The organism is Mycobacterium sp. 3519A (assembly GCF_900240945.1).
Taxonomy (GTDB): domain Bacteria; phylum Actinomycetota; class Actinomycetes; order Mycobacteriales; family Mycobacteriaceae; genus Mycobacterium.
In genome coordinates this window covers 1,465,869-1,484,219 of the sequence record NZ_OESG01000013.1, presented here as the reverse complement: position 1 = coordinate 1,484,219, position 18,351 = coordinate 1,465,869, and the positions used below count along the sequence as shown (strand labels likewise).

At 65.2% G+C, this 18,351-nt stretch carries 16 protein-coding genes; 6 read left to right on the top strand and 10 right to left on the bottom strand.

Going from position 1 to position 18,351, the window contains the following annotated elements; all coding sequences use genetic code 11:
- Positions 1 to 3 precede the first annotated feature (3 nt).
- Positions 4 to 1,662 (top strand): acyl-CoA synthetase, encoded by a 1,659-nt coding sequence (locus tag C1A30_RS15030; RefSeq protein ID WP_101949045.1) that lies wholly within the window; start codon positions 4 to 6, stop codon positions 1,660 to 1,662.
- 90 nt (positions 1,663 to 1,752) lie between these two features.
- The gene (locus C1A30_RS15025; RefSeq protein WP_101949044.1) at positions 1,753 to 2,949 is read left to right on the top strand and encodes a cytochrome P450; all 1,197 of its coding nucleotides are present in this window, start codon (positions 1,753 to 1,755) and stop codon (positions 2,947 to 2,949) included.
- Here C1A30_RS15025 and C1A30_RS15020 read toward each other — a convergent pair.
- Positions 2,946 to 4,409, bottom strand: coding sequence for an aldehyde dehydrogenase family protein (locus C1A30_RS15020; RefSeq protein WP_369974162.1), 1,464 nt, complete (start codon positions 4,407 to 4,409; stop codon positions 2,946 to 2,948). The two genes, C1A30_RS15025 and C1A30_RS15020, sit on opposite strands and share 4 nt — an antisense overlap.
- A gap of 183 nt (positions 4,410 to 4,592) precedes the next feature.
- Here C1A30_RS15020 and C1A30_RS15015 point away from each other — a divergent pair, with 183 nt between their 5' ends.
- From C1A30_RS15015 to C1A30_RS15005, 3 genes are all read left to right on the top strand, one after another.
- On the top strand, positions 4,593 to 5,807 hold the full coding sequence (locus C1A30_RS15015; RefSeq protein ID WP_101950213.1) for a CaiB/BaiF CoA-transferase family protein: 1,215 nt from the start codon (positions 4,593 to 4,595) through the stop codon (positions 5,805 to 5,807).
- A gap of 93 nt (positions 5,808 to 5,900) precedes the next feature.
- Positions 5,901 to 6,278 carry an NYN domain-containing protein gene (locus C1A30_RS15010; protein ID WP_101949042.1) on the top strand — a complete coding sequence of 126 codons (378 nt, stop codon included), beginning with the start codon at positions 5,901 to 5,903 and terminating at the stop codon, positions 6,276 to 6,278.
- Between the two features lie 51 nt (positions 6,279 to 6,329).
- On the top strand, positions 6,330 to 7,475 hold the full coding sequence (locus C1A30_RS15005) for a thiolase family protein (protein WP_101949041.1): 1,146 nt from the start codon (positions 6,330 to 6,332) through the stop codon (positions 7,473 to 7,475).
- A 65-nt stretch (positions 7,476 to 7,540) separates the two neighbouring features.
- Here the strand turns inward: C1A30_RS15005 and C1A30_RS15000 are convergent, their stop codons facing one another.
- The 8 genes from C1A30_RS15000 to C1A30_RS14965 all read right to left on the bottom strand — a co-directional run bounded on the left by C1A30_RS15000 (position 7,541) and on the right by C1A30_RS14965 (position 16,137).
- Positions 7,541 to 8,734, bottom strand: coding sequence for an acyl-CoA dehydrogenase family protein (locus C1A30_RS15000; protein ID WP_101949040.1), 1,194 nt, complete (start codon positions 8,732 to 8,734; stop codon positions 7,541 to 7,543).
- A gap of 8 nt (positions 8,735 to 8,742) precedes the next feature.
- Positions 8,743 to 9,780, bottom strand: a complete 1,038-nt coding sequence (locus C1A30_RS14995) for an acyl-CoA dehydrogenase family protein (RefSeq protein WP_101949039.1) — start codon at positions 9,778 to 9,780, stop codon at positions 8,743 to 8,745.
- On the bottom strand, positions 9,780 to 10,616 hold the full coding sequence (locus tag C1A30_RS14990) for an amidohydrolase family protein (protein ID WP_101949038.1): 837 nt from the start codon (positions 10,614 to 10,616) through the stop codon (positions 9,780 to 9,782). Before C1A30_RS14990 ends, C1A30_RS14995 begins: the two co-directional genes overlap by 1 nt.
- Positions 10,613 to 12,220 carry an acyl-CoA synthetase gene (locus C1A30_RS14985; RefSeq protein ID WP_101949037.1) on the bottom strand — a complete coding sequence of 536 codons (1,608 nt, stop codon included), beginning with the start codon at positions 12,218 to 12,220 and terminating at the stop codon, positions 10,613 to 10,615. The genes C1A30_RS14990 and C1A30_RS14985 overlap by 4 nt, the downstream gene beginning before the upstream one ends.
- A gap of 7 nt (positions 12,221 to 12,227) precedes the next feature.
- Positions 12,228 to 13,430, bottom strand: a complete 1,203-nt coding sequence (locus C1A30_RS14980; RefSeq protein WP_101949036.1) for an amidohydrolase family protein — start codon at positions 13,428 to 13,430, stop codon at positions 12,228 to 12,230.
- Positions 13,427 to 14,245 carry an enoyl-CoA hydratase gene (locus C1A30_RS14975; RefSeq protein WP_101949035.1) on the bottom strand — a complete coding sequence of 273 codons (819 nt, stop codon included), beginning with the start codon at positions 14,243 to 14,245 and terminating at the stop codon, positions 13,427 to 13,429. Before C1A30_RS14975 ends, C1A30_RS14980 begins: the two co-directional genes overlap by 4 nt.
- A 79-nt stretch (positions 14,246 to 14,324) precedes the next feature.
- A complete protein-coding gene (locus C1A30_RS14970) occupies positions 14,325 to 15,329 on the bottom strand; it encodes a dihydrodipicolinate synthase family protein (protein WP_101949034.1) in 1,005 nt (334 codons plus the stop codon).
- A 10-nt stretch (positions 15,330 to 15,339) separates the two neighbouring features.
- Entirely contained in the window at positions 15,340 to 16,137 is a 798-nt protein-coding gene (locus C1A30_RS14965) for an SDR family NAD(P)-dependent oxidoreductase (protein ID WP_101949033.1), read from the bottom strand.
- Between the two features lie 199 nt (positions 16,138 to 16,336).
- Between C1A30_RS14965 and C1A30_RS14960 the strand changes: the two genes are divergently transcribed.
- Positions 16,337 to 17,095, top strand: coding sequence for a TetR/AcrR family transcriptional regulator (locus C1A30_RS14960; RefSeq protein WP_101949032.1), 759 nt, complete (start codon positions 16,337 to 16,339; stop codon positions 17,093 to 17,095).
- Here the strand turns inward: C1A30_RS14960 and C1A30_RS14955 are convergent.
- Positions 17,092 to 18,306, bottom strand: coding sequence for a branched-chain amino acid ABC transporter substrate-binding protein (locus C1A30_RS14955; protein ID WP_101949031.1), 1,215 nt, complete (start codon positions 18,304 to 18,306; stop codon positions 17,092 to 17,094). The genes C1A30_RS14960 and C1A30_RS14955 overlap by 4 nt on opposite strands.
- Positions 18,307 to 18,351: the final 45 nt, after the last annotated feature.

The following is an 18,351-nucleotide window of genomic DNA, read 5'->3' as shown; positions in this document are numbered from 1 at the left end:
ACGATGTCTGAGTCCACGACGCAATTCACCGTCCCGGCCGCCGCCGACGCGGTGGCCGCAGCGATCGGCGATCGGGAGTTCATCATTCAAGGCGATCGCCGGTACACCTTCGCGCAGATCGTCGAACGCTCCAACCGCCTCGCGGCCTACCTGCACTCCCGCGGGCTGGGCTGTCACACCGAGCGCTCGGAACTCGCGGGCCACGAGGTCGGCCAGGATCTGTTGGGCATCTACGCCTACAACGGGCCGCAGTACGTCGAGGGGATGCTCGGCTCATGGCGGGCCAGGGTGGCCCCGTTCAACGTCAACTACCGGTACGTCAAGAACGAACTGCATTATCTGCTCGCCGACTCGGGTGCCACCGCGCTGCTGTATCACGCGGCGTTCGCACCGCGGGTCGCCGATGTCCTTCCCAACCTGCCCCGCCTGCGAGTGCTCATCCAGATCGCGGACGACTCCGGCAACGACTTGGTGCACGGCGCAGTGGATTACGAGTCGATCGTGGCGTCCGGACCGGTCAAGCTGCCGCCGGTCGAGCCCTCCCCCGACGACCTGTACGTGCTGTATACCGGTGGCACGACGGGGATGCCGAAGGGTGTGCTGTGGCGTCAGCACGACATCTTCATGACGTCGTTCGGCGGCCGGAACATGTACACGGGTGACGTGGCGGGATCCTACGACGACATCGCCGCCCGCGTCGCGGGCAACCCCGGCACCAAGATCTTCACTCTTCCGCCACTCATGCACGGTGCCGCACAGTGGGCCGTCATGACCGCGCTCACCACGGGCCAGACGGTCGTCTTTTCCTCTGCCCCAGAACGTTTCGACGCCGAGGAGGTGGTCCGAACTGTCGAGCGCGAGCAGGTCATGACGGTGCAGGTGGTCGGCGACGCGATGGCCCGGCCACTCGCTGACGCGATCGAACGCGGTTCGGCCGACGTGTCGTCGCTGGCGGTGGTCGCCAACGGCGGTGCGCTGCTGACGCCCACCGCCAAACAGCGACTCATCGACGTCAAACCGGGCCTGATCGTGATGGACGGTGTCGGCTCCTCGGAGACCGGCATCCAGATGAGCCACATGTCCACACCGGGCGCGGTGTCCACGGGCAAGTTCAACGCAGGGCCTGACACCAAGGTGGCGGCGGAGAACCTCGACGCCATTCTCGAACCGGGTCATGACGGCATCGGCTGGCTGGCTCAGCGCGGGTTCGTCCCGCTCGGTTACAAGGGCGATGCGGCCAAGACGGCCAAGACCTTTCCGGTCATCGACGGAGTGCGTTACTCGATACCCGGCGACCGTGCCCGCCACCTGACCGAGGGCGGCATCGAACTGCTGGGCAGGGAATCGCAGACCATCAATTCGGGCGGCGAGAAGATCTTCGTCGAAGAGGTCGAGTCCGCGCTGCTGTCGCATCCTTCGGTCGCCGACGTTGTCGTCTCAGGCAGGCCCAGCGAGCGGTGGGGCCAGGAGGTGGTCGCGATCGTCGCGCTGGTCGACGGCGCCAGCGCGACGGCCGAGGAGCTGATCGAGCATGCGTCGGCTTCCATCGCTCGGTACAAACTGCCGAAAGCCGTGGTGTTCCGGCCTGTCATCGAGCGCAGTCCCGCGGGTAAGGCCGACTACAGGTGGGCGCGCGAGCAGGCCGTCAGCGGCGACGCCTGACCGCTCGCTCCCGCTTCTGATCGCAATACTGTAAGCTTTACAGTATTATCAGCTGGACGCCTGTCCGTTCGATGACGCGGGAGATCAGCGGTGGAAAGCCCGGTGCACGACGAGACGTTCGATCTGCTTCGTGACCCGTACCCGCTGTTCGCCGAGAGGCGGCACGGACCCGGCGTGTTCAAGGGCAGCGTGATGGACTGGTCCAAGACGCCGGAGTCCATGATGCCCGAGCAGCTGTACGCGGCGATGTCCTTCGATGCCGTCAACCGCGTCTTCCGCGACGGCAAGGTGTTCAACTCCCACATCTACGACAGCACCATCGGCCTTTTCATCGGCCCCACCATCCTCGCGATGGAAGGCAAAACGCATTGGCAGCACCGCAATCTGGTGTCCGCGGCCTTCAAGTCGAAGTCACTGCTGCGCTGGGAACCCGAGATCGTCCGGCCCGTCGTCCATCAACTGATCGACGAGTTCATCGAGGCCGGTGCGGCGGACCTGGTCCGCGACTTCACCATGGAGTTCCCCACCAGGGTGATCTCGAAGCTGCTCGGCCTGCCGGAAGAAGACCTGCCCTGGTTCCGTAAACGCGCGGTCGAATTGATCAGCTACACCGTCAAGTACAAGCGTGCCTTCGAGGCGTCCGCGGCGCTGAAAGACTACTTCCTCCAACAGATCGAGTTGCGCCGCTCCAAACCGACGGACGACATCATCGGTGATCTGGTCACCGCCGAGATCGACGGCGAGAAGCTCAGCGACGAGGCCATCTACTCGTTCTTGCGGCTGCTGCTGCCCGCGGGCCTCGAGACCACCTATCGCTCGTCGGGCAACCTGCTGTTCTTGTTGCTCACCCATCCCGAGCAGTTCCGCGCCGTGCAGGCCGACCACGGGTTGATCGCGCCCGCAATCGAAGAGGGGCTGCGCTACGAGACGCCGTTGACGGTGGTACAGCGGTACGCCGCGGAGGAAACCGAAGTCGAGGGGGTGCGCATACCCAAAGGCGCGGTGATCGACGTCGCGATCGGATCAGCGAACCGGGACGAACGCCGATGGGAGCGGTCGGAGGATTTCGACATCTTCCGAAAGCGGCTGCCGCACATCTCCTTTGCAGCCGGTGAGCACACCTGCATGGGCCTGCACCTGGCTCGGATGGAGACCAGGGTGGCGTTGGAGGGCTTGCTGACCCGACTGTCGGACATCCGCTTGGCAGGCGATGACGACCCGCAGATATGGGGGCATCCGTTCCGGTCGCCGACGGCGATCCCGGTGACGTTCGACGTTGCGGCCTAACCCTTTCGAGGCGTTCGGCAACCGATGGTCTTGGTCTCGAGATACTGCTGGAAACCCTCGATTCCGCACTGCCGACCGACACCGCTGTTCTTGTAGCCGCCGAATGGCGCGTCAGCGCCGTAGAACATGCCGCCGTTGACGCCGAACGACCCGGTGCGGACACGGCGCGCGATGCTCATCCCACGCTCTGTTGACCGCGACATCACAGCGCCTGCAAGGCCGTACGGGCTGTCGTTGGCGATGCGCACCGCTTCCTCGTCGTCGTCGAACGGCATCACGATGAGCACCGGGCCGAAGACCTCTTCCTGTGCGATCGCCGCGCCGTTGGGCACACCGACGATCACGGTCGGCGCCACGAAGTGACCGTCTCGCAGGTGTGCCGGCAGGTCGGTGACCTCTCGACCGCCGACGGCTATCTCGGCGCCGTCGCGGCGCGCGTTGTCGATCGCGGTGAGCACACGGTCCTGCTGGGCTGCGCTGATCACCGGTCCCACAAGTGTTTCCGGTTGCAGCGGGTCGCCGACGGGCACGGCCGCGTATGCGGCGGTGATGGTCGCGACGGCCTCGTCATACAGCGACCGGTGCACGAGCATCCTGGTGGTCGCCGCACATGCTTGCCCGGCGTGGACGCACACGCCGATCGCCGCGCCAAGGATCGCCGCCGGGTTCGCGTCGTCGAGGACGATCGCCACCGACTTCCCGCCGAGTTCGAGGAACATCCGCTTCATCGTGTCGGCGCCCTGGCGCATCAGTGATTTGCCGACCGCAGTCGAACCGGTGAACGAGACCATGTCGACACGAGGGTCGGTGCCGAGTGCCGCAGCCACCTCGTTCGACGGTGTCGGCACGACGTTGACGACGCCTGCCGGGACATCGGTGCACTCGGCGATGAGACGCCCGAGGCGGGTGGCGTTCCACGGTGTGTTCGGGTCCGGCTTGAGCACAACCGTATTCCCCGCGGCCAGCGCGGGGCCGAGTTTGTTGAGGATGACCTCGATCGGGAAATTCGACGGCGTGATCGCGGCGACGACACCCACCGGTTCCTTGACGACGGTGCGCACGTTCCGCTCGCCGAACAGCCCACCGCCGTCGAGCCTGCGCTCCCATTCGAACTCGTCGATCAGCCGGCCGGGATAGCGCAAAGCCTCGGCCAACGGCCAATCCAGTTGCGCGGATTGGGTGGTCATGACCGGACAGCCGACCTCGGCGATCAGTTCCTCCCGAAGAACCTCCCTGTCCGCTTCGATGGCGCTCTGCAGTTGCTGCAGACAGCGCTTACGCAGTGCGCGGTTGGTCGACCAGTCGGTGTCGTCGAAGGCACGTCGCGCCGCGGCAACGGCGCGGTTCATATCGTGCGGTCCAGCGGCGCTGGTGCGCCCGAGCAGCCGTCCTGTCGCGGGGCTGAGATTGTCGAACTCTTCGCCTGCGGCGGCGGGCACCAGTTCGCCGTCGATCAGCATTCTCGACTCCGCGCGCGTCGCGGCACGGGCGCCCACCTCGACGCTGGTCTCGGTCCGTTCTACTCGATTCTCGGTGGTGCTCACCCTGTCACCTCGTACAATCGGAGCCCGCGGGACGATCAACTGTAACCATTACAGTAGGTTACTTCAACGACCAGGGAGAGGCTTCACTTGATCAAGGTGATGGAGGGCGTGCGGGTCCTCGAAGTCGCGCAGTTCACGTTCGTCCCTGCGGCGGGTGCGATCCTGGCCGACTGGGGCGCAGACGTCATCAAAGTGGAGCATCCGGTGCGCGGCGACACCCAGCGCGGGTTCATCAACATGGGCGGCTTCCAACTGGATCCGAATCGGCATCCGCTGATCGAGCACCCCAATCGCGGTAAGCGCAGCGTCGGGATCGACGTCTCGACGCCAGGCGGTCAGGAGGTGCTCTACGAAATCGCCAAGACCGCCGATGTGTTCCTGACCAACTACATGCCCGCCCAGCGGCAGAAGAACAAGTTCGACGTCGAACACATCCGCGCGGTGAATCCGAACATCATCTACGCCCGCGGCAGCGCATACGGCGACAAGGGGCCCGAACGCGACACCGGAGGGTTCGACGGCACCGCGTTCTGGACACGTAGCGGCGTCGGCCACGCGTTGACGCCCGAGGAGCTGGGAGGCGCGCTGTCACAAGGCATTCCAGCGTTCGGCGACTCGATCGGCGGCATGTTCATCGCGGGCGGGATCTCAGCGGCGCTGTTTCACCGGGACCGCACCGGCGAGGCGGTCGAACTGGACGTTTCGCTGTTGAGCACTGCCTGGTGGGCCGGCGGCGCCAGCATGACCCAGGGCATGGAGACCGGCGAGACGATGCGCTCGGTGATGCCGGGCGCGACGGGTCCGACGGTGAACCCGTTCATGGCCAACTATCTGACGTCGGACGGCGGCACGATCAACCTGTGCATCGTCAGCCCGACCGGCTATATCCGTGATGCGTTCGAACATCTCGGGCTTGGAGAACTCGCCGACGATCCGCGGTTCTCCGACGTGCTTCCGTTGATCGAGAACGCCGCTGCTGCAGTCGAACTCATTGCCGAGCAGATCCGAAGCAAACCGTTCGAGTACTGGCGTCAGCACCTGAAGACGATGAAGGGGCAGTGGGCGCCGTTCCAGAGCTTCCTCGACCTCGCCACCGACGAGCAGGCGATCGCCAACGACATGATCGTCGAAGTCGAAGCGGGTGACGGCGGGAAACCGTTCAAGGTCGTTCGCGGGCCTGTGCAGTTCAACCACGAACCGCTCGAGACGACGCGCGCTCCCCAGGCGTCGGAGCACACCGAGTTGGTGTTGATGGATCTGGGCATGGACTGGGACCGGATCGAGGAGCTCAAAAACTCCGGCGCCATTGCCTAGTTTTCGCCGAACGTTCCTTACCGCTCCAAAAATCGACGATTTTTCGAGCGGTAAGGAACGTTCGCGGGCAGTCAGGCGGCCTAGCCTGGGTGAGTGCGGTGGATCGTCGACGGCATGAACGTGATCGGGTCGCGGCCCGACGGATGGTGGCGAGACCGCCGCCGCGCGATGGCGACTCTGGTGGAACGGCTCGAGCAATGGGCGGCCACCGAACATGCCGACGTGACCGTGGTGTTCGAGCAGCCGCCGTCGCCACCGATCGAATCGTCGGTGGTCGCAGTTCGGCACGCGCCACGGCCCGCGCCGAACTCGGCTGATGACGAGATCGTCCGACTGGTGTGCGCCGACGCCCATCCCGAACAGGTCTGCGTCGCCACTTCCGATCGCACGCTGGCGGCCCGCGTACAACAGGCAGGCGCGTGCGTCTTCCCCGCCGAGCGGCTCCGGAGTCTCATCGATCCGCAGACTTGATACTGTAATGGTTACAGTTGACGTCTCCAGCGGCTCTGAGGAAGGACTCGCATGAACGACGTGGCCATCATCGGCGTCGGCCTGCACCCGTTCGGTCGCTTCGGGGGCAAGTCGGCGATGCAGATGGGGGTCGACGCAATCTTCGCCGCCGTCGCGGATGCCGGTGTGCAGTGGAGCGACATCCAGTTCGCCACCGGCGGCAGTTGGACGGTCGCCAACCCTGATGCGATCGTCGGCATGGTCGGGTTGACCGGCATCCCCTTCACCAATGTGTTCAACGCATGCGCCACCGCGGCCAGCGCCGCCAAGGCGTGCGCCGACGGAATCCGGTTGGGCGACTACGACATCGGCATCGCCGTCGGCCTCGACAAGCACCCCCGCGGCGCGTTCACCGAAGATCCGGCCCTGGTCGGCATGCCCCGCTGGTACGCCGAGAACGGCCAGTACCTCACCACACAGTTCTTCGGCATGAAGGCCAACCGATATCTCAACGATCACGGCATCTCGCAGCAGACCCTCGCCAAGGTCGCTGCGAAGAACTTCCGCAACGGCGCGCTCAATCCGAACGCATTCCGGCGCAAGCCCATCGCCGAGGACGACATCCTCAACTCGACGATGCTGAACTATCCGCTCACGCAGTACATGTTCTGCGCGCCCGACGAAGGCGCCGCCGCGGTGGTCATGTGCCGGGCCGACATCGCGTGCCGTTACACCGCGAAGCCGGTATACCTGCGAGCCGTCGAGGTCCGCACCCGCCGATACGGTGCCTACGAGGTGAACACGACGTTCGCACCCGTCGACGAAGACGTGTCGCCGACGGTGTACGCGGCCAAGGCCGCGTTTGAAAAGGCCGGCGTCGCACCCGAAGACGTCGACGTCATCCAACTGCAGGACACCGATGCGGGCGCCGAGATCATCCACATGGCCGAGTGCGGCTTCTGCGCCGACGGCGAACAGGAGAAGCTGCTTGCCGACGGCGCCACCGAGATCCACGGCGCGATGCCCGTCAACACCGACGGCGGGCTGATCGCCAACGGTGAACCCATCGGCGCGTCGGGGCTGCGGCAGATCCACGAGATCGTCCGGCAACTGCGCGGCGAGGCGGGCGATCGCCAGGTGCCCGGTGACCCGAAGGTCGGATTCACCCAGTTGTACGGCGCGCCCGGCACCGCCGCGGCGACTATCCTGACGACTTGATCCCGCGAGCAGACGCAAAATGCACCGACACGCCGACGATTTCGAACATTTTGCGACTGCTCGCTCTACGAAACCTTCTGCGCGGGCGGTGCGTAGGCCGGCTTGCCCAGCCCCAGCACATACTGCGCGATCATGTTCCGGAACACCTCGAGGGTGCCGCCGTAGATGCCAACCAGCGGTGCGAATCGGTAGACGTATTCCGCCGCCCCGTCGTCCGCGGCACCATCGGTGCCGACGGGCAGCGACGCCGCGGTCCCCAGAATGTCCATCAGGTCCGGCGAGATGTCGCGCATCGTCTGCGCCAGCGCCACCCGGCCGAAGATGGACGACGCCGACAGCGACGCTTCCATCCGGGCCACGCTGCGGCCCAGTCGATATGCCACCGATGCGTCGTCGATCAGGCGGCGGCCGTTGGGATCGGGTTCGACGACCTTGGCCGCGGCCTTGTCGACTGCCGCCGCCATGAAACCGGCCTGATGCATCATGATCGACACGTCTTGGAGCCCGTCCGGAGCGGCATCGACCGCACCGTGTTCGACATTGAGCGGTTCACGCACCACCGTCCAACCGTCGTTGACCTCACCCAACCGGTACTTGTCGTCGACGCGGACGTCGCTGTAGTAGACGATGTTGGTGCGGTCGCCGTCCACCGTCCGGATGCCCTGGATCTCGACGCCTGGCGAGTCGAGCGGGACCAGAAACATGGTCAGGCTCTTGTGCTTTGGCGCGTCGGGGTCGGTGTTGGTGATCAGGAACACGTACTGGCAGTTGTGCGCGCCGGTGGTGAACATCTTGGCACCATTGATAATCCAGCTGTCGCCGTCGCGCACCGCGCGGGTCTTGCATGTCGCGACGTCCGAACCGCCTTCGGGCTCGGTGTAGCCGAGGCACAGCCGGATGTGTCCGCTGAACACGCCGGGCATCACCTCGGCCTTCAGTTCCGGTGAGCCGAACTTCTCCACCGATCTCGCGATCATCGCGGTGGTGCCTGACGTCACCCATGGCACGTGCGCGCGGCGTTTCTCCAGTTCCCAGATGCGGCGGCGGACACGGTTGAAGCCGCCCTCGGACTCCGGCTTCCACTCTTTGACCAGATACCCAGCGGCGCCGAGTGTGAGGTGCACGCCCTCGTCGAAGTTGTCGCCCGTCTCGCGGTCGCGCCGGATGACGTCTTCGGTCACGTGCGTGCGCAGGAAATCGCGCGCCTCTTCGAGGAAGGCCTGGTCGTCGGCGGACAGCTGAACCCGTGAGAAATCCATTGCGCCCCTTACCTGCTTTCCCGAGCGGAGACGATCTGCGCGATGTACTTCGCGCTTGCACCTGGGTCGCCGCCCGCCAACGACCATCCGCGTGCGCGCACCAGATACGCCGTCGCCGCCGCTTCCGCCGACACGCCGAGACCACCCTGGACGTGCACACACATCGTCGCGGCTTTCGATGCTTCCTCTGCCATGAACACGAACGCCGATGGCGCGAGTTCGGGCCGCTCGTCAGGCTCGTTGTCCAAAAACCACGCCGCCCGACGGGCCAGATTCCGGCCGCCCTGCACGGTGATCGCGATGTTGGCCAGCGGGTGCGAGATGCCCTGCAGGGTCGAGATCGGAACACCGAGCGTGTAGCGGGTCTTGGCGAACTCGGCGGCGATGCTCAGCGTCTCCTCGACCAAACCCACCAGCGCCGCCGCGGTGAGCACCCGCCATTCGTCCAGTGCACGTTGATATTCCGCCAGCGCATCGGCGCCGCCGGCCAGCACAGTCCGGGTGTCGGCGGCGGTCGGGTCGACCCACGCCATCGGCAAGCGGCCGATGTTGTCGACCTTGGCAGGCCGGGTGCCGAACGTCAGCCGGACGATCTCTTCGCCGTCGCGCACCACGATGTGGTCGGCGATCGAACCGGTGGGAAGCAACCGCACCCCGGACACGTTGTCGTGCTGCGGGTCGAACGCCGCCAGCTGCTTGCCGTTGACGACGTCGGCTTCCAGCGCGCCCAGGCGGGCCAACAGCCGGGCCGCGCACACGTGGTCGATCCACGGCACCGGCGCCAGCGAGCGGCCGATCTCCTCGGCCACCAGCGTCAGGTCGACCAGTGTTGCCCCGTCCCCGCCGACGGCCTCCGGCAGCGCCATGGTGGTCGCGCCCATGGCGCACAGCCGTTCCCACAGGCTCTTGTCGAATCCGGACTCCTCTGCGGCGCGGACGGTTTCGATCGGGCAGTGCGTCTTGAAGAAGTCCTTGTACGCCGCCTGCAGCGCGTCATGGTCGGGCGTGAGGCTGTAGTCGATTCTGCGGAGTTCGTAGCGGTCCATCACTGCTCCCTTGTCCGACCGAAGAAGAATTCGTCCGCGTTGCGGTACAGATAGTTGTCCAGCACCTCAGCAGGCAGATCCAACGCAACCGCCTCGGGCACGACGCGACGCATCTTGAGCACCGGCCAGTCCGAGGCGTAGATCACCTTGTTGGCTCCGCGGGTCCGCATGTAGTGCAGCAGGCTTTCGGGTAGCCGCTTCGGCGACCACGCCGACGTCATCAGCCGCAGGTTCTGATACTTGATCAGCAGCCGGATCGCGATGTCCCACCACGGATCTGCGCCGTGAATCATGCACAGCTTGAGTTCAGGGAACCGCACGCACACCCGGTCCAGGTGGATCGGGTTCTGCACCTCGCCGGGGATCGGCGGTCCCGGGATACCGGTGTTGACGCACAACGGCAGTTCGATCTCGGCGCACTTGGTGTAGAGCGGGTAGTAGACCGCGTCGCTGGGCGGATATTGCCCGTCGGCCCAGAAGCTCGGTCCGACAACGGCGTAGACGACCGGTAGATCGGTGGCGACCGCGGCGAGTTCCCGAAGCGCCGGTATCGGACGCAGCAGGTTGACACCGCCCATCGCCAACGCGAACCGGTCCGGCTTCGCCTCGACGAACTTACGCGCCGTCACCGACGGTTTGGCGAGGTTGTCCATCAGGACAGCCTTCGCGACACCCTGTTCATCCATCTCGTCGATGAGTTCGGCCATGTCGACGGGTGCGAACATCGACTCCGGGCCCTTGAAGTAGTCGTCGCGCACCTTCAGCATCCAGGTCGGCTGCTTCTCGGTCTCACCGAAATGCACGTTGACGAGGCAGTCGATGGCTCGCTGGGTCATGCCATGGCTTTCTGTGCCGCAGTGCTTTTCGCCCACCGGTAGTCGGCTTTGCCGTTGCCGAGCCGACGGACCTGGTCGACGATGATGAACTCCTTGGGGGTCTTGAACCGGGCGAGGTGCGCGGTGCAATGGTCGTGCAGCTGCGCGTGGTCTGCCGCGTCGCGCAGCGCCACCACCGCGACCACTTCCTGGCCCCACCGTTCGCTGGGCCTGCCAACCACCAACGCGTCCGCCACAGCGGGATGTGCGCGCAGCACCTCTTCGACCTCCTCGACGAAGACCTTCTCCCCGCCGGTGTTGACGATCAACGAATCGCGGCCGAACAGGCGCATCGTGCCGTCGGTCGTCAGCGCTCCGCGGTCCCCCGAGATCACGACGCGCTGTCCTTCGACGATCGGGAAGGTCTTCTCAGTGGCGGCCTGGTCGTCGAAATAGCCGAGCGGGATGCGGCCCGCACGCGCGACATAGCCGATTTCCGCGTCACCGGGCTGCAGGAATCGGCTGTAGTCCTCGGACACCACCACCGCACCGTCGCGCAGCTCGAAGGTGTCCTTCTCCGCACCCCGCTGACTGCGGCCGAAGCCCACGTTTCCCGTCTCCGATGATCCGTAGCCGTTGATCAGGGTGATCTGCGGCAACAATTCCAGCAGCGCCCGTTGGTATTTCGGGTTCGTCGCCGCTCCCCCAGTGCCGATGGCGAACATCGACGACAGGTTGTAGCAGCCCCGCCTCAGCTCCTCCACCAGCGGCCCCGCATACGCGTCGCCGACCATCGTCATCATCGCGACCTTCTCGCGCTGCGCGGTCGCGAGCACAGCGGGCGGGTCGAATTTCGTCTGGTCAAACAGCACCACCGGTAGCCCGTTCAGCAATGCCGCGAACGCCGTCCACATACCCGCCGCGTGCATCAGCGGCGAAACGGCGAACCACGGCTGCCCGCCGCGGCGCACCTTGTCGTGTATCTCGCCAACGGATTCGTGGTCGGCGCCGTTCATGGACACCACGTAGCTGTCGCACTGCCGCCACATGACGCCTTTGGGTCGTCCGGTGGTGCCACCCGTGCACACCATCAGCACGTCGTCGGGCGACGGTGTGATGTCCTGGTTCGAATCGCCGTTAGCCAACACATCTTCCAGCGTCGTCGCACCCGCCAGTTCGGCGACGCCACTTCCGTCGTCGACCGATATCAACAGCTCCGCGGACTCGGGTGACAGCACGTCGGCGAACTTCGGGCCCAGCGAACGGTGATAGATGACGGCGCGCGGCCGCAGATAGTCCAGCAGTTCGGCGACCTCGCGCGGCGTGTAGTTGTAGTTGACGTTGGCAGGGACGGTGCGGGCCTTCAGACAGCCGATCACCATGTCGGGATAGAGATCGTTGTGCATGATGAGCGCAACCCGGTCCTGCCCGCATTCCCAGTTCGCGAGTTCCGAGCGCTCGCGGTGGGCGCCAAACCCCTGCGCGGCAAGGAAGTTCGCCAGCCGACGGGTGCGCTCCGCCGACTCGCCGAACGTGCTGCGCCGCTGGCCGCAGACCGTCATCAGCCGGTCGGGAACGGTCTCCGCGATGGCGTCCAGTACCGCGCCAATGGTCCACTCACTCATGGGCAGACTAGGCCGAGACCTTGACGCCGAGAAGCTCAAGGGCGTTGTCGCGCATCACCTTCCGGGTGTCTTCCGCGCTGAACTCCGGGAACTGCGGGATGTCCGCGGTGAAGGACATCGGGTCGGCCAACCCTTCACCGTGCGGCCAGTCCGAACCGAACAGGATCTTGTCGACGCCGATGGTGTCGGCCAACAACTTCACGTCGTCCTCGTAATACGGGGCGATCCAGACATTGTTGCGCAGCTGCTCGACCGGGTCCTCTTTGAAGTGGTACGGCGCGGTGTTGGCGGCCTTCTTCAGCCGCTTGATCAACCGGTAGACGAAGTAGGACCCGTTCTCGATGCTGGCGACCTTCAGCTTCGGGTGCCTGGTGAACACCTGATGGACGATCATCGCGGCCATCGTGTCGTGGATGGCGCGGTCGTCGAGCAGCACCTGGTCGAGCGGATCCTTCTTACCGAACCCTTCGAAGGTCGACTTGCCGCCCCACAGCGCCGCGATCGCCAGATATCCACTGTCGGACAGGTGGAATCCGACCGGAACGCCCGCCTCGGCCAGCCGCGCCCACACCGGATCGTGCAGCGGGTCGCCCAACGAACGCGGCTTGACCACGCCGGGCACCGGGGCCGGCCGCACGAGCACCATCCTGGCGCCCCGCCCGAGCACGAACTCGACCTCCTCGACGGCCTTGTCGGGATCGGCGAGCGAGATGATCGGCGCGGAGATGATCCGATGGTCCGGACGGTCGAAACCCCAGTCCTCGTCGAGCCAGAGGTTGAACGCGTGCACCGTGGCCGTCGTCGCGTCGACGTCGTGTTTGAGCGCTTCCTCGACACCGCACGCGAATGTCGGCAGCATGAACACGGTTTCGAGATTCTGCTTGTCGAGGATCTTCACGCGGGCATCGCGGTTCTGGTACTCGGGGTGATCGGCCAACCGGTCGACCTTCATCAGCGACGCCGGGTCCACGCCTTCGGGAATCTCGCCGCGGAACAACAAGTCGAGGCAGCCGGGTTCAATGATCGGGTCGAATGTCGGGTTCGGGATGAAGTGATTGACCTTCTCGCCCATCACCGCCAGGGTGCGCTTGCCGTCCTGCACCATCTGCACGCCGCGACGTTTGAACTCCTTGGGTAGATGCCGGGTACAGGAATCCAGCGTCTCGTAGTAGTGGTTGTCGACGTCGATCGCCTTATAGCCGAGCGTCATGTCGTCTCCTTCAACGGCGGGAAGTTGGGCTGACGCTTCTCGAAGAAGCTGGTGATGCCCTCGATGAAGTCAGGCCGAAGCATCGAGGAGTGCATCAGCTTTTCGGCGCGGTCGCTGGCCTCGAAGACATCGCGCATGGTGTCTGCGTACACCTGTTGCTTGATCACCGCTAGCGAACTGGGCGCACAGTTCGCGGCGATGTCCTCGGCGTACGCGATCGCGCGCGGCACCAGCTCATCCGGCAGCACCACCTCGTTGACCACGCCGAGTTGCGCCGCCTCGTCGGCGAGGAAGACCCGTCCGCTCAGCAGCAGGTCCAGTGCGGCGCCCCGGCCGATGACCCGCGGCAGGATCCACGAGATGCCGTACTCGGCGATCAACCCGCGCCGCGCGAACGACGTCGTGAACTTGGCCCCCTGTGCTGCGAACCGGACATCGCATGCCAATGCGATCGTCATGCCCATCCCTGCACAGGCACCGTTGATCGCGGCGACGACGGGTTTGCGCATGGTCATCAGGTGGTGCGGGTGCCGCGAACCAACCAACTTGCTGACATCGGTTTCGCCGGCGGATTCCACCGTCGCAGTGCCGATCGAGTTGAGACTGCCCATGTCCGCACCCGCGCAAAAGGCGCGACCGCTGCCTGTCACCACGATGGCGCGCACCGCCGGGTCGGCTTCGGCGTCGTCGAGACGCTCGTAGAACATCGCAGCGAGGCCACCGCCCCAGCCGTTCGTCCGCTCGGGCCGATTGAGCGTGAGCACCGCGACGCCTGCGTCGCGAACCTCGTACAAGACCGGGTCGGGCAGGCTCACCCGGCGAACCTCCTCCGAAACGGCTGAGCTGGATGTATCTCGATACTGTACACCTAACGGTAACCCTTTCAGCGACCGGTCAGGCGATCAGCCCGTAGCGCTGGTAAGCGGTTCGGATCTGCGTCTTCCCATCGTCGGGTAATTCCGCTTGCGGCGGCCTGGAATGCGGATAGTCACCGATCGGCAGCCCCACCAGCGACGCGGCGTATTTGAACGCGCCGCCCCAGTGCGTGAAGTAATCTCCTCGGCCCGGATAGCAGGTGAACCAGGACCGCATGTCGACACCGAATTGATCGAGCCCGGACTTCTGGCCGTAGTCCATCGCCTCTACGAGTCTGCCGTCCCAGACCATCTGCCAGTACTCGGAAAGGATTGGTTGCCGCGGCGTTTCGTACAGATAGCCGGCCGTGCCCAGTTGAGCCGGGCCGACGATTCCGGCACGCAGCCAGCCGGCGCGATAGACCGTGGTATCGCACTCCCAGATCACCAGGTTGGGTGCGAGCTCATGCAGCAGCCGGCTACTCGCGGGCCGGAACGCGCCCTCCTTGGTGGCGCAGACGGCGGGGATTTCGTCGTAAATTCGCGCGCCTTCGGCCGGGGTCAGCACATATCCGGACGACGGAGAGTTGAACATGCCCAAGGCGATATCGGTGCGGTCGGCGACGTAGCGGAAGAACTTCAGCACGCCCTCGCCGCCGTGAGCCTCCATCATCGGCGTCTGGATGTAGACGATGTCGGCGCCCGCCTCCTGGGCATGCAGAGTCAACTCCAAACAATCCTTGGCCGACATCGCGGCGGTGCAGGCCTGCACCACTACGGCGGGATCGGCAGCCCGACCCTCCTCGATTGCGACCTCCAGCAGACGCTTTCGTTCGCCAAGCGTCAGCGACCAGAACTCGGCAATGCCGCTGGTGCACCACAGCATCGGGTGGCGAAGCTCGCCGACGCAGTAGCGCACGAGGGTCCGGTACGCGTCCCAGTCGATGTCGTCACCGTCGACACCGCAGAACGGCGTGTAGAGGCTGTTGCCGATTCCGCGCAACGTCGCATGCGCCCAATCACGAGCTTGGTTGGCAGTCGCCATATTTCACTCCTCAGGTGAAGTCGCTACCGCCGTCGACGTTGATGTTGGCGCCGGTCATGTACGAGTTGCGTCTGGACGCGAGGAATGCGACGACGGGCCCGATCTCCTCGGGCTGTCCGGCCCGGGGCAGGTGCGCGGGGTGCCCGAAGTGCTTGTCGATCGCGGCCATCAAGGCGTACGGATCGTCACCGTCGACGCCGACCGATGCCGCCCATCCGCGCAGCGCCTCGGACGCGATGCTGCCCGGCGATACGACGTTGACCATGATCTCGTCCTTGGCCAGCGACAGCGACAAATTCTTGGAAATGCTTGTGACAGCCGCCTTTGCGGCCGTATAGGCGGGCAGCGTGACGGTCTGCCGTTGCGTCGAGTGCGCGGAGAAGTTGACGATGCGAGCCCATTTCGCCTTGCGCAGCAGCGGCAAAGCCGAACGCACGCAGTGCACCATCCCCAGCACGCCGTCGTCGAACGCCTGCCGCCACTGTTCGTCGGTGAGGTCTTCGAAGGTGCCGACGACGCCTGGACCGACCGCGTTGATCAGCGCATTGAGTTCTCCGCCCCAGCGCGCGCTCACCTCGTCGAACACCCGCTGAACCTGCTCGGCGTCGCCGACGTCAGCCACCAACGCGAGCGCATCGGGACTTCCAGAGGCGGTCAATTCCGTTGCGGCCCGGTCAAGCACCTCCTTGGTCCGGCCGACGACGGCAACCCGGGCGCCGTCCTCGGCAAGGCAGCGCGCGGCCGCGAACCCCATTCCCCGGCCACCGCCGACGACGACGGCGGCGGCGTCCTCGAGTCCCAGGTCCATCCCTACCTCTGAACCGAATCGCTAGAAATGCTTACTATAGGTCTTACAGTAGAAGCGGGAGAATGTGAAGGTGCCATCGACAAGATGGCTGCCGGTAAGGTTGTCGATAACGGCCGAGCGGCGACACGCAGGCAAAGACGCAGTTCAGAGCGTGACCGCCGGTAGATTTCAGTGACAAGCACTCGATGGAGGTGCCCTCGTGGCCAAGCAAGCAACCGCTGAGAAGCGTCAGCGACGCGAGCGCGGGTCCATCAATCCCGACGACATCATCAAGGGCGCCTTCGACCTCGCCGAACAGGTCGGCATCGACAACTTGAGCATGCCACTGCTCGGCAAGCACCTGGGCGTCGGCGTCACGAGCATCTACTGGTACTTCCGCAAGAAGGACGATCTGCTCAACGCGATGACCGACCGTGCGCTTCGGCAGTACGTTTTCGCCACCCCCTACGTCGAGGCCAAAGACTGGCGCGAGACGCTGCGCAATCATGCGCGCACCATGCGAAAGACGTTCCAGGGCAACCCGATTCTGTGCGATCTGATCCTCATCCGGTCGGCGCTTTCGCCGCGCGCCGCCAAAGTCGGTGTGCAAGAAGTCGAGAAGGCGATCGCCAGCCTGGTGGAGGCGGGCCTGTCGGCCGAGGATGCGTTCGACACGTATTCCGCGGTGTCCGTGCATGTGCGCGGATCAGTGGTGCTGCAGCGACTCCGGGACAAGAACCGCGCCGCCGACGCGGAGGGGCCGAGCGATCTCGAGGAGACGATGACCATCGACCCCGACAGCACGCCGCTGCTGGCCCAGGTGACCGCGAAGGGCCACCACATCGGCGCGGCCGACGACAAGAACTTCGAGTTCGGACTCGAATGCATCCTCGATCACGCCAGCCGGCTCATCGACGCGGGCGGGAAGAAGCCCGTTAAGTCCGCACGCACGCGGGCCAAGGCTTCTTCCCGCTCCTAGCGCCGCCACTGCACCTTGTAGATCCAGACCAGGCTCGACGTCAGCTCACCGGTTGGCGTCCACTGGTACCTGCGCGCGACACCCTGGCCGTTGTAGTCGCGCACGTAGTTCAGCAGGGCCTGGCGGGTAATCGCGCCTGAGTCAATGCCTTTGACGAGAATCGTGCCGAGATCGTAGGCCTCGGTGCTGTAGGTGCCTGGCTCCTGACTGAACTCGCGCGTGTAGTCATCGGCAAACGGGCCACTCGCAGGCGCACAGGGACACGACAGTATTACGTCTTTGGACGATTCCCCGGCCAGCTTCACCAACTGCTGATCCTTGCTGCCGTCGCCCCCGGCGAAGGTCGCCTTCACGCCCCCGTCGCGTGCCTGCTGAACGAGCTGTGCCATTTCGGTGTAGTACCCGCCGTAGAAGACCGCGTCGGGCGCAGCCGACTTGAGCTGGGTGACCGCTGCCGAGAAGTCCTTGTCGCCCTTCTTCACCTCGATCTTGCAGTCCGAGGCTGCGATCGGCCCGAGCGTCTGGGTGACCGCTTGCGCGATCCCGAGTCCGTAATCGGTGCTGTCGTCGATCACACACACCTTCTTCGCACCGACCGTGTTCTTGAGATAGTTCGCGATCGAAGGCCCCTGAACGCCGTCGTTTGCCAGGCCTCTGAAGAAGGTTTTCCAACCGTTCTGTGACAACGTGACATTGGTGGCCGCCGGTGTGACAGCCACCAGACCCGCCTGGGCGAATATGCTCCCGGTCGCTTTCGTCTCGCCCGAGAATTGCGGGCCGACCAGACCGACGATCGATGGGTCGTCGATGATCTGCGGCGCGACTTCGGTTGCCTTCTGCGGATCGTCCTCGGTGTCGAACACCTTCAGCTGCACCTGGCAGCCTGGATTGGCCGCGTTGTGCCGGTCAACGGCCAGTTGCACGCCGTCTTTCATGTTGGCTCCCAACGCGGCGTCCGCGCCGGTGAAGGCGCCCGCCGTCGCGATCGCGACCGGCTGACACACCGCCTTGCCGTCCCCGGCCGGATCCGCGGGCGCATCGCCGCTACTCGCCGTGACCGCCGCACCGTTCGCATCGACCTGAGTCACGCCGACGATTTTCAGATTGGGCGGTGCCTCTTGCGCTGCACCCTGACTGCAAGCAGAAGTCATCAGCGCAACAAGCGCAGCACTGCCAAGAGCAATCGCATCGCGTGCGGTGCGACTACGCATTCGTTACCTCCGTGTTTCGAGTGGCCCCACGGAGAGAACGTCGCG